This is a genomic window from Sphingomonas sp. (assembly GCF_035317925.1).
Lineage (GTDB): Bacteria > Pseudomonadota > Alphaproteobacteria > Sphingomonadales > Sphingomonadaceae > Sphingomonas_I.
This window is the reverse complement of record NZ_DATHFV010000088.1, coordinates 40,152-47,928: the sequence shown is the minus strand read 5'-3', so window position 1 is coordinate 47,928 and position 7,777 is coordinate 40,152. Positions and strand designations below refer to the sequence as shown.

Here is a 7,777-nt window from a genome sequence, read left to right as displayed (position 1 = left end):
CCGCACGATCCCATGGAGCAATTCCCTTTTTATTGAGCTCTTCTATTTTTGCTCGCGAGTCGCCAACTACAAATCCGGTGACAACGGAAAGCACCGTAGAGCCCTCATGTCTTAGCATGTGGCGAAGCATGCCTTCGACATATCTGCGAACCTCCTCGAGGAAATCCTGACCAGCCTTCGGTGTGTTCGCTGCGATCGTTTCACGCCACTTTCGGTCTAATAGGTCGCCTTCAAATATACCGACGTGTCCTATATCCTTGCTGGCGGCGGCTAGTAGAATCTGGCGCCCCTTCACTCCGGAAATTTTTATCAGATCGAGGAAAACCTCATCGTGCGTAGTGAGCACGATTTGGTTTGAATTGGGAGGCTGTTGAAGATCGGCGACAACTTGTGCCCAACGCAGACGATGCGTGGAATCAAATGTAAGTTGCGGATCATCGAATACCAGCAACGGAAATTGATCTATCCCGGCCTGTTCTATGGCTTCTGCACGTAGCGAGAACAAAAATGCCCATAGTACCGCCCTAAGCCACGATGTATTGGCGACCAATGTGGCATCGATTTGGAGACCCCTATCAAAGCTGCCGCGTACGATTAATCCTTCCTTTCGCAGGAGTGCGGCTTCTTTGAATTTTAGAGCTTCGGTGAGAAGGGTTTTTTTCAAGAGGTCGCTCATGCGACCTGACAGGCCTTCGATTGCCTCCCTCGCGACCGACTCGGAGAGAGATCCCAGTGACTTAAGCTCTGCTAGGCTGGCCCCTATTTTCTCTCGCTTCTCTATGATTTTCTGGAGCTTGGAAGCCTCGACCCCCGCTTTCCATGCAGACCGCAGTTGATCTGCAGCCTCGCGATAGGGCTCAGCTTTCGCAATGGCCGTGGAAAGGCGCGCGAGGTGTCGGATTAATGGTTCGATACGCTTACTAGTGGAAGCTCCCGCGTCAGCCAAACCCGGCGTATCTAGGCTGCCGCTATTATCGTGACTAACGTCCCCGTCGTAGAGCTCGACCCACCACGTTAGCCAATCCGAACCGTGAAGGCTCAGCCAATCGGCTACACCGACCAGCCTTTCGGCAATTGAGATCGCTTGTTGGAGGGAGTTTGCGGGGTCCGCTTGTGTGGGCGGGAGCGCGGCCGTCGGCGCTTTCGACAACGCCGCATCAATTTGGCTACAGAAGGTTGTCAGCGTAGCCGCATACAGGGGCTTTAATACGAAGGTCGAACGAATGTCAGCCGCGATGGCCTCTGGCGGATCGAGGGCGAGAATATCTTCTCCATAACGCTGTAGGGATGGAGGGACGGCTGCACGCAATTTTGCGGTGGACGTGTTGATGTTGTCGTCGAACGCTCTCGTGGCGGCGGCCCCGGCAGCCCGCAGTGCATTCAACTCCGCAATAAGCGCATCGTCTGTATCCAGCGCCTTGGTGCACAAAGGACAATCTTCTATTTTTTCTAGACCGTGCTGTTCACACCACCGAGCTGCGACCGCCTTGAGCTGAAATTTGGTATCCTCATCGCTACGCCGCTGCAGTTCGATTGCTTCTTGAAGTTCGATCCGCGCACTTACGATCGCCTGCTGTAGGCTAGCCTTGGCGCCTCCTTGAAGCGCTGAGGCGACAGCGCTTATTGTTCTCCAGCTTTGAAGCGTTTCGATGCCACCTGACGCCTCCGTTTTGGCAGTCGTAATTGCCGTGATAATATCGTGCTGCGTCGCAGATTTATTAATATCGAGATCGCTAGATATATCTTCAGAAATAACCTCCGTAAATTCGGCGGCCTTTCTATTGAGCTCTTGGCCCAACTTCGCCAGATTACCATTTGTATCATCGGTATCTAGGCACGTGAATTCCGGAATACTCACTTCAATTTTAGAGAGTGCGTTTCGGGCGAGACCCATGGCATAGTCAAATTTTTGCTTTTCAGTGTCGTATTCTTTGCGTTTATGCGACTGAAATTCTCTGGACTTGTGACATAGGCCTTCCACGAGAAGGCCGATCGCAATGAGGTCATCAAGGCCGGTGAGTTTCTCTACCGCCTCGGTTAGCCGCCCTCGCCCGTCATCGAATCTCAACGCAGCCAAGCGTGAAGGCATTAGGATACCTGACTCCAAAAGAGCAGGTGGAATATCAAGGGCTGGGTCCTTTGCGTAACTAACTACGCCTGAGGATAGCGACCTCTCGACCGATGCTTGCGCGCCACCGTGATCGCAAAATGTTAATTTAACTCGGACCGAGGGGGCGCCCTTTAAATCTTCCTCAGTAGCCGGATAACAGGCGATCGGCGGCCAGTCCCCTATGGAAACATTTAGGTCATTCAATACCGGCTTTCGTTCGTGAGCATCGCTTTTTGCCTGATCCCGAGGCCGTTCTCCGGATAACGCCCAGACGATTGCGGCGACGAATGAGGATTTTCCACTTCCGTTTGGCCCCTCTAAGAGCACGCTTTCGCCATCGAGGTTGAATTTAAGTGGTGGGCCACCCCAAACGTTAAGCCCGCCAAAGCCAACCGTTTCGATCGATTGCAATCGCCATGGCCCACCGGCAGCGTGGCTTATACTGCCTTGGCCATTGCTGGCCGGATCAGAAGCCGCATCAAATGCTGTTGCCAGTCCTTCGACGAAGGCCTCAGGCAGTTGAGTCGGTGTGCGGACGTTCGTTGAGAGTAAGAAGGCAAAAAGGCGTCGCTCTTTTGCATCGCTTAAGGCCAGATGTTGCGCCTTACCGGCGGGATCGGTCCAAGAGATTTTTTGCCCGGAGAGAAGCTTCTCGTCAATTTCTGACTTTGTTAGGCGCCCCAGAACAACCTCCCCCGATAACCAGATCTTGTTCAGTCTTTTGGTGGATAGACGTAGCGCGTCATTAGTCGCGGGAATAGGTCATGGTTAAAACCAGAACGGAGGGTTTTCCGGTACAGTGCCCGCCGCCCATCTTTCGAAATCCCACTCTCAACCCAAATCAACACCAAGGGAGCCTCCGGCCCCGTAACGAGTTACCCTCCCGTTCGCACGAGAGACTCGCATATGGATTTGACGGAAAAGGCCCGGTTCGGGATCGAGGACCTCGATGATATCACCGCCGGCGGTCTCGCCCGCGGGCGGTTGTTTTTGCTGGGGGAGCCTGGGCACCGGCAAGACAACCATCGCCACCCAATTCCTGATCGCGAGCGGGCACGAACGCTGAGGTTAGCCCCACCCCCACCCCTCCCGCAAGCGGGAGGGGAGAACCTCTCCGCCCCCGGTTCAGCCCCCAGAAAGCTTCGTCGCTTCAGTCGGTTACGCCAACGAAATCGGGAGTCAGACGTGATCTTCGGGGATCAGATCGCGATCGGGCCGATCCTGCCGATCGACATACCGCGCCTGTTCCAATGGTTCGACGATGTCGACGAGGTCCGCCTCAACGAACCCTATCGCCCGCTCAACTGGCATCGTCAGGAGAGCTTCTGGCTGAACGCGGACAACGATCACAGCCGCTGCTTCTTCGCGATCCGATCGCGCGAGGGGCCGGAGATTATCGGCTTCGTCCAGATCAGCCGGATCGATCCGATCCACCGGTCCGCGATGATCGGCATCCAGATCGACAAAGCGCACAGGGGCCGGGGCCATGGCCGTGAGGCATTGGGCCTGGCGATCGATTATTGCTGGAACCACCTCAACCTCACCCGCCTCACGCTCAATGCGTTCGCCGGCAACGAACGCGCGATCGCGCTCTACGGCAAAGCCGGCTTCCAGCAGGAAGGCCGCTTCCGCGACGCCTTGTTCATCGGCGGCGAATGGATCGACGTCATCGCGATGGCGCTGCACCATCCGGAGCGGGTGGTATCACGGCGGCGGGAGAGCGCATTGCACGCAGTCAGCTGACTCCTCCCCTCCCGCTTGCGGGAGGGATTGAGGGGTGGGCAATCCCGAAGGGGCGGAGCCCACTCCCAACCTCTCCCGCAAGCGGGAGGGGAACGCCTCATCCCTTGCACCCGCGCGCCGCCGCTCTAGGCTCAGCCGCGTGGGGATAGGTCTGCCGACACAATTGCCGTCGCTGCGCGGCCGCCGCGCCGATGTCGTGCGCGTGCTCTATATCCTGCTGGCGGTCGCGATGACGCTGCTGGAGCTGGCGAGCCTCTTGGCAAACGGGCTGGAGCAATTGCGCGACCTGCCCACCGTCGCGCATTACAGCATTTCTATAGGCGCCAATGCGGACGATCAGCCCGCAATTCGCGCGGTCAGCGGTCCAGCACGCGCGGCCGGTGTCGTGCCCGGCAGCCGCATCCTCGCAATTCAGGGATCGGCCTTGCCGCTGCATGCGTCCGAGTTCGATGCGGCGTTCAGGGTGCGCAAGGCGGTTGGTCCGCTCGTGCTCGATCTCGCCGACAAGGCCGGCCACCTATCCCGCCACAGCATAGCGCGGCTGCCGGATTCCGTAGCGGTGCGGGATGTTTCGACCGGCATGAACCCCATCGTCCATGGTGTGGCAGCGTTGATGCGGCAGGCGTTGGCGGGCTGCTTGTTCCTGATCATGTCGCTTTTACTGTTCCGCGAACGTCCGCGCGATCCGGAAGCGGTGCTGCTCGCCTTCAGCTTCCTACTGCTGATGGACAATTTTTCCTTCGATACATGGCTGTTGGACTATGGGGTCGCGCCCTGGCTGCTCGATTACGGCCAGGCTTATATCAGCCTGTTCGGCTGGTATGCGCTGCTGATCGGGCTGTGCGGTTTTCCCGACGGCCGCTTCGTCACTTTATGGTCGCGCATCGCCATACTGGCGCCGACCTTTTATGTGACGGCCGAACTCGTCACTAATTTCTCGGCCTGGCAAACGTCGCTGGCCTCGATGGCGATCGACGTGCCGATATTGAGCCTGTGTGCGGGATCGGTGGTGCTGCGGTATCGCCACTCGCCGCCTGGGATAGAACGCCAGCAGATCAAATGGGCAGCGCTGGGCGCTGCGGTGATGATCCTGGGCACATTGTTAGGCCTGATCAATGCCGATCCGGCCACTGCCGTCGTGCTGGGTCCGGCCGCCGGGATCGCGATCCACTATCTCCATGATACGCTGATCACCTTTGCATTCCCGGTCGGCTTGCTCGTTTCGGTCCTCCGCTTCCGCTTGTACGATGCCGACCTCGTGATCACGCGGTCCGCGGGCTACACATTGCTCACCGCCGCTCTGGTCGCGATCTTCGCCTGCACCGAAAAGGTGATCGAGGTACTGGGCGAGGAGCATTTCGGCCATAGCCTCGGCGCGCTCGCGGGCGGCCTCGGCGCGGCGGTGGCGGCGGTGATGATCGCCCCGCTCCATCATCGCATCATGCACTGGGCAGAGCATCGCTTCCGCAAAGGGCTGGTCCACCTGCGCCACGGCGTGCCCTTGCTGATGAACGATCTGCGCGAGACGGCGCCGCCGCCGCGCATCGCCCAGGCCGCGCTCGACCGCTGCCACCACGCGCTAAACGCGACACGCGGGGCGATCGTGCTGCACGGCCGGATCACGGCGCATTATGGCGTGGACGGCGCCGAGGCGCGGCGCTGGCTATCCGCATGGCCCAGGCCTGAACCGGCAACGCTGGAAATCGAGCGCCACGCCGCCCTCTTCCCGCTGCGCATGCCGCTGACGGCGGAGCATGAAACCGAGATCGGCTGGCTGCTGCTGGGCCCGCGCCCGGACGGCAGCCTTTATGGCCGCGACGAGCGGGAAACGTTGCGCGAGATCGCCGATCCGATCGCCCGCGCGCTCACTATCGCCCGGCTGCGCGCCGCCGATAAAGCCGCGCTCGTGAAACGGCTCGATACGCTCGAGGCGCAGATGGTGGCGCTGAGCCCGCCGCTCACGCCCCGATCAGCGTGAAATCCGCGACCCAGTTCGCTTCCCACGTCTTCCCCGCGTCCGCCGAAAAAGCCTGCTCCAGCTGAAACGCCCACGCGCTGTGGCGGGTGAAGATGAAGCGCACGCGGATCGGCTTCCCGTCATACGTGTCGTCGGCTTGGAATTCACCGCGATTGCCCTCGAACCGGCCCACCATCGGCGGCGTCCCCACCGCGCCGTCCTTGCGGTTGGCCCAATAGACGCTCCACTGCTGCGTCGCCGGATTATAGGTGCGCAGGCTCAGGCCCTGGATATGGCTGGTGGCGTTGGAAACCGAGAGTTCGCCGAGATTGGCATTGCCGTCCCACACCTTGCGCACGGTCGACAGCCCGTCCAGCGCGACCCACTCGGTCGATCCCGACAGCGGCTTCACCAGCCGGCGCAGATGCGCCTTCCACGCGCCGAATTCGAAATCGAAATCGTGCTGATGGTCGGTCGCCGTCGCCACGGCGGCAGGGGCCTGGGCGGTGGCGGGCGCGGCCGCGATCAGCAGGCTAAAGGCAAGAATACAGAAGCGGAAAACGCGTGGCATGGGTGGTCCTCTCTGGCCTTGGGGGAAGGCCCGCAAGCAGGCTGATTGACCCGTTTCGGCGGGCGATGCTTGAACATAGATGACGCAGCCTTGTCCCGCCCGCGTCAGGCCGCCCGGCTGCTATTCGGGGACATAGCGCATCGCCACGTCGCACCGCTCGTAGCGCGCGCCATACGTCGCCATGATCTCGGCATCGTGGCGGAAGCCCAGTTTTTCATAGAGGTGGATCGCCTGCACGCACTTCGAATTGGTGAGCAGGTAGAGCGTCTCGATCCCCATCGCCTTCGCCCGCGCGATCGTCGCCGCGAGCAGGAACTCGCCCGCCTTCATCCCGCGCGCGCTTTCCCGGACGCCCATCTTGGTCAGTTCGGCGCTGCCGGATCCGGTCCTGCGGATCGCGCAGGTGCCGATGATGCCCAGCCCCGGCGCCTCGACGAACAATATCGCGCCGCCGCCGTCCAATATGTGCGTCCGCGGGTCCTCGAGCACCTCGCGGTCGGACTGTTCGAGCCTGAACATCGTGCTGATCCACTCGGCATTGATGTCGTGGAACAGCGGCGCGAGGTCGGCGCTATATTCGCGGACGATCAAACCCGCCGCGGGAACCCCCGCCGCGCGCACCTCCAGCGGCTTTTCGGCCAGCGCGGCTTCCAGTCCGGCGATCTGATCGAGGAAGGATCCGGACAATCCGGCGCACATATCCTGCACCGCCAAATGCAGTTTCGGCCAGACAAGGCGCTTGATCTTGGCCATTGCGGCCACGCCTTCGGGGGTCAAACGGGCGGTTCGTTCGCGCAGATCGGCCCCTCTGATGACCTCTACCAGCCCCATTTCGACCAATTGGCCGACCCCTCTGGTGATCCCTGGCTGGCTGATTCCGACCGCTTCGACCAGCTGTCCGACCGTCATCGGCGCCCGATCCAGCGCCGCCAGCAGCCCCATATGCGTCGGCTGGACCGCCATTCCGGCCGCCGAAACGACCTTGGCCGCGCCCGATTGCATGCGTTCGGCGAGCCGTTTCAGCCGGCTGCCGAGGAAGATTTCGCCCAGATCCGCGATGACGTCCGTGCTCATCCGCACAACTCCATAACAGGTTATATATCCCGTTATCGCAAGCAAATGCCGCGCGTCAAGACGCCGATTCTATCAGTTCGGAATCGGTGTTTTTTAGTTGTGCTGCAGCCGCGACGGGGTGCGCGTGATCCGGCCGTTGATGACCTTGTTCTTGTAGATCTTGCTGATCGTCGCGGCATCGTCGGCGTTCTTCAACACGACGCGGCTGCCACCCGAGAGCAGGGTCTCGATCTGGGTGATGGGGGCGTTGTGCTTGGCGCACGTGTCGCGCACATGCTCCAGCGGAGCGTCGAGGTTCAGCGCGCGTGACATCAGGGATTCT

The 7,777-nt window shown here is 60.5% G+C and carries 6 protein-coding genes; 2 read left to right on the top strand and 4 right to left on the bottom strand.

What is annotated here, in order from left to right; translation table 11 throughout:
* Nucleotides 1–2,521 (bottom strand): ATP-binding protein (locus tag VK533_RS06880; protein ID WP_324376124.1); only part of this gene is annotated, 2,521 nt, incomplete at its 3' end.
* 774 nt (nucleotides 2,522–3,295) lie between these two features.
* Between VK533_RS06880 and VK533_RS06875 the strand changes: the two genes are divergently transcribed.
* Together VK533_RS06875 and VK533_RS06870 are read left to right on the top strand one after the other, a co-directional pair.
* On the top strand, nucleotides 3,296–3,853 hold the full coding sequence (locus tag VK533_RS06875) for a GNAT family protein (protein WP_324376123.1): 558 nt from the start codon (nucleotides 3,296–3,298) through the stop codon (nucleotides 3,851–3,853).
* A gap of 139 nt (nucleotides 3,854–3,992) precedes the next feature.
* Nucleotides 3,993–5,831, top strand: coding sequence for a hypothetical protein (locus VK533_RS06870; protein ID WP_324376122.1), 1,839 nt, complete (start codon nucleotides 3,993–3,995; stop codon nucleotides 5,829–5,831).
* Here VK533_RS06870 and VK533_RS06865 read toward each other — a convergent pair.
* From VK533_RS06865 to VK533_RS06855, 3 genes are all read right to left on the bottom strand, one after another.
* Nucleotides 5,812–6,381, bottom strand: coding sequence for a hypothetical protein (locus tag VK533_RS06865; RefSeq protein ID WP_324376121.1), 570 nt, complete (start codon nucleotides 6,379–6,381; stop codon nucleotides 5,812–5,814). The two genes, VK533_RS06870 and VK533_RS06865, sit on opposite strands and share 20 nt — an antisense overlap.
* A gap of 120 nt (nucleotides 6,382–6,501) precedes the next feature.
* Complete coding sequence (locus VK533_RS06860; protein WP_324376120.1) at nucleotides 6,502–7,455, bottom strand: bifunctional helix-turn-helix transcriptional regulator/GNAT family N-acetyltransferase; 954 nt, start codon at nucleotides 7,453–7,455, stop codon at nucleotides 6,502–6,504.
* Between the two features lie 93 nt (nucleotides 7,456–7,548).
* Entirely contained in the window at nucleotides 7,549–7,767 is a 219-nt protein-coding gene (locus VK533_RS06855) for a hypothetical protein (protein ID WP_324376119.1), read from the bottom strand.
* Nucleotides 7,768–7,777 lie beyond the last annotated feature (10 nt).

Excerpts from the sequence above, each read along its gene's own strand:
- VK533_RS06860 (WP_324376120.1), bottom strand. The coding sequence starts at position 7,455 with ATGAGCACGGACGTCATCGCGGATCTGGGCGAAATCTTCCTCGGCAGC.
- VK533_RS06855 (WP_324376119.1), bottom strand. The coding sequence starts at position 7,767 with ATGTCACGCGCGCTGAACCTCGACGCTCCGCTGGAGCATGTGCGCGAC.
- VK533_RS06865 (WP_324376121.1), bottom strand. The coding sequence starts at position 6,381 with ATGCCACGCGTTTTCCGCTTCTGTATTCTTGCCTTTAGCCTGCTGATC.